4 protein-coding genes are annotated in these 3,904 nt (G+C 61.8%); all 4 read left to right on the top strand.

The window, feature by feature from the left end; translation table 11 throughout:
* The coding region (locus tag AC1DUU_RS25675; RefSeq protein ID WP_476786194.1) for a hypothetical protein at positions 1 to 264 on the top strand (264 nt) is incomplete at its 5' end.
* Positions 265 to 723: 459 nt separating this feature from the next.
* Positions 724 to 1,422, top strand: a complete 699-nt coding sequence (locus tag AC1DUU_RS25670) for a FadR/GntR family transcriptional regulator (protein WP_476786193.1) — start codon at positions 724 to 726, stop codon at positions 1,420 to 1,422.
* Complete coding sequence (locus tag AC1DUU_RS25665; RefSeq protein ID WP_476786192.1) at positions 1,419 to 3,146, top strand: IlvD/Edd family dehydratase; 1,728 nt, start codon at positions 1,419 to 1,421, stop codon at positions 3,144 to 3,146. Before AC1DUU_RS25670 ends, AC1DUU_RS25665 begins: the two co-directional genes overlap by 4 nt.
* Positions 3,147 to 3,158: 12 nt before the next feature.
* Positions 3,159 to 3,904, top strand: a 746-nt coding sequence (locus AC1DUU_RS25660; protein WP_476786191.1) for an SDR family NAD(P)-dependent oxidoreductase, incomplete at its 3' end; no start/stop codon positions are given.

Raw genomic sequence — 3,904 nt, 5'->3', positions numbered from 1 at the left:
GTCTTTAGACATGATCATTTCAGATCAGCCCATTTGGCGACGAAAAGGCGGGGGCAATCTCCCGCCTTTTCGTGTTTGTTGGTTCAATTTCAGCAGTATGATGGTTGGCTAGGTGACCTGTCCGACGATCATCCTGAGCTATTTGCGTCCTTAGCTATTTGGAGCTTGGCAGTGGTTCGTCATGAGCCGCCTTGCTTCAATCGACGGCAGGCCGGGTGTTATCTCCGCATCATCTTGGCAGTTGCAGCGCTGGCGATGCTGTAGATTTTTCGAATACGGTCACGTGTGAGCGCTCAGCTTCCGTCAGCGACACTCTTGATTTGCCCATCCCCATTCGGCTTGCCTGAGYTGCGTAGTTTTCAAAGCTGCGCTCGGTGCGGATAGCCAGTGATGACACTATCCAGTGTTCTTCTGCCGCGTATCGAAGTCGCGCATTCGTTCGCCGCTTTGGCCACGATGCCTCTTCGCTAATCAGTAAATTGTGCCTGGAAAGCGTGAACGTGAACGTTGCGATCCGCAGCGTGCCCATACCCTAAAGACCGTATCGAGCAGGATCGGCAGCGTATCTGGCGGCGAGACCGATGCCATCCTCTTGACTCCGGCGATCATGCCGTTAAAAAATATCATATGAATAGTATGAAGAATAGAAAGTCGTTTAGCGCGGCCCGAGTCTCCCGGGTCGCGGTCGCGGTATCCAGCGGCTCGACCGCGCTGCATGCGACGGTGGTCGAACAAATCGGATTGCGCATCGTGCAAGGTGATTTCCTGCCCGGCGAAGCGCTTCCCAACGCCGACGACTCCAGCGAAATGCTGGGCGTCAGCCGCACGGTGCTGCGCGAGGCGATCAAGGTTCTGGCGGGCAAGGGGCTTGTCGAGTCACGGCCCAAGACAGGAACGCGGGTGCGTCCGCGCGCCGACTGGAATTTCCTCGATCCGGATGTCTTGTCGTGGCGCTACGCCGGGGCTGTCAGCGCCGACGATGTCAGGGCATTGTTCGAGTTGCGTCGAGCCATCGAGCCCATGTCCGCAGCACTCGCAGCCCAGCGTGCCACGCCGGGCCAGATCGCCGAGATGAACGCTGCGCTGACCGAAATGGAAGCGGTTGGCGACGATGGCGACCGTTTCGCCAAGCCGGACCTTGTGTTCCACCAGACCATCTTGCGTATGACCGGCAACGAACTGATCGGCTCGCTGGCTGCCCTGGTCGAGACCGCTCTTGTGATGAGCTTTCGCCTTTCCAACGACAACCCCGAGGGGCAGCGCCACTCGCTGCCGCTGCACAGGCAAGTGGCCAAAAAAATCGCCTCTGGCGACGGTCCGGGCGCGCAAAAGGCGCTGCTGGTGCTCATCGACAACGCCGAGGAAGACGTGCGCCGCAGCGTCGAGAACCGCAACAAGCGCCGCAAGGAACAGACGTCGTGACGGATGAAAAACGCAAGCTGCGTTCAACCGCATGGTTTGGGGGCGAGGGCAAGAATGCCTTCATGCACCGCAGCTGGATGAAGAACCAGGGCATTCCAGGCGACGAGTTCGACGGCCGTCCTGTGATCGGGATCTGCAACACCTGGTCCGAATTGACCCCGTGCAATGCCCATCTTCGTGCGCTTGCGGACCATGTCAAACGCGGCGTCTATGAGGCCGGCGGCCTGCCGCTCGAGTTTCCGGTGATGTCGCTGGGCGAAAGTAATATGCGCCCGACCGCCATGCTGTTCCGCAATCTGGCAAGCATGGATGTGGAGGAATCGATCCGGGGCAATCCGATGGATGGCGTCGTGCTGCTGGCCGGCTGCGACAAGACCACGCCGGCGCTGCTGATGGGGGCGGCGTCATGCAATCTGCCGACCATCACCATTTCGGGCGGGCCGATGCTCAACGGCAAGTTCCGCGGGCAGGATATCGGCTCGGGCACCCATGTGTGGAAATTCGCCGAGGACGTGAAGGCTGGGCGCATGGCCGTGGCCGATTTCCTCGCCGCCGAACAGGGCCAGAGCCGGTCGGCCGGCAGTTGCATGACAATGGGGACCGCTTCGACCATGGCAAGCATGGTCGAAGCGCTCGGCATCGGCATGCCCGACAACGCGGCAATCCCTGCGGTCGATTCCCGGCGGGGAGTCTWGGCCCATCTGGCGGGACGCCGCATCGTCCATCTGGTCCACAAGGACGTGACGATCTCGCAAATCCTCACCAAGGCGGCCTTTGAAAATGCCATTCGCGTCAACGGGGCAATCGGGGGCTCGACCAATGCGGTGTTGCATCTGATCGCCATCGCCCGTCGGGTTGGGGTGGAGCTGGGGCTTGAAGACTGGGATCGCCTTGGACGCGGCGTGCCCACGATCGTCGACCTTATGCCGTCCGGCCGATTCCTGATGGAAGACTTTTACTACGCCGGGGGGCTAGCTGCGGTCATGGCGTCGCTCGATGAGGTGGGGCTTCTTCATCGCGATGCCATGACTGTCAGTGGAAAGACCATCGGCGAATTGGTCGACGGTGCGCCCAATTACAATCCCGAGGTGATCCGGCCGCTGCGAAACCCGTTGACCGAGGAGGGGGGGATATCGATCCTTCGCGGCAATCTCGCGCCCAACGGGGCGGTGATCAAGCCATCGGCGGCAACGGCTGAATTGATGCAGCATCGCGGCAGGGCCGTCGTCTTCGAAAACATCGAGCATTACTACGCTCGCATCGATGATCCCGATCTGGACATTGACGCGTCGTCGGTGATGGTGCTCAAGAATTGCGGTCCACGCGGTTATCCCGGCATGGCCGAGGTCGGCAACATGCCGCTGCCGGCAAAGCTGCTCAAGCAAGGCGTCTCCGACATGGTTCGGATTTCGGATGCGCGCATGAGCGGTACCGCCTATGGCACCGTGGTCCTACACGTGGCGCCCGAGGCAGCCGCCGGGGGCGTGCTTGCACTGGTGCGCGATGGCGATCTTATCGAACTCGATGTGGCCGGGCGTCGCTTAGAGCTTCTCGTTTCCGATGAAGAACTGGCGATCCGCCGTAGCGACTGGACGCCGCCGCCGCCGCCGGAAGGCGGCTACCAAAGCCTGTATGTCGAGCGCGTGCTGCAGGCCGACGAGGGCTGCGATTTCGATTTTCTCGTCGGCCGCCGCGACGCCGGCATCCCTCGRCATTCGCACTAGAGGGCGCGGGCAATGACTGGCGAAACCAGCAGCTACGCCATCTTCCCCAGCCTGAGGGGCCGCAGCGTTTTCATAACCGGCGGCGGCAGCGGCATCGGCGAGAGCCTGGTACGTCACTTCTGCGCCCAGGGCAGCCGCGTCGCATTTGTAGATGTGGCGGAGGAGYAGTCGAGGCGTCTCGTCGATGCCATCGGCGCACTGGGCGAGGCACCGCCGCTGTTCGTTCCGTGCGACCTGCGCAATGTCGAGGATCTGCGGTCCGCCGTCGAGCAGGCGATGCAGCACAACGGCCCGATCCAGGTGCTGTGCAATAATGCGGGCAGCGACGACCGCCACCAAACCAAGGATGTGACGGTGTCCTATTGGGACGATCGCATGGCGGTCAATTTGCGTCACCAGTTCTTTGCGGCCCAGGCCGTGCGTCCGCAGATGAGCGCACTCGGTGGCGGCTCGATCATCAATTTTGGCTCCATCACCTGGATGGTCGGCGATCCGGATTGCCCCGCCTATGTGACGGCGAAAGCTGCAGTCTACGGCATGACACGGGCGCTCGCACGAGAGCTCGGCCCCGAACGCATCCGCGTCAACTGCATGGTGCCGGGCTGGGTCATGACGGAACGCCAGATGCGGTTGTGGCTGACCCCGGCCGGCGAGCGACAGATCGAGGAACGGCAATGCCTGCCGGATAGACTGCAGCCGTCCGATATCGCGCGCATGGCGCTGTTTCTCGCAGCCGACGACAGCAGCATGTGCACAAG

The organism is Aminobacter sp. P4_H6_2, assembly GCF_056400805.1.
Note: the sequence above shows the minus strand (reverse complement) of the source record. Positions and strands in the feature narration are given on the sequence as shown.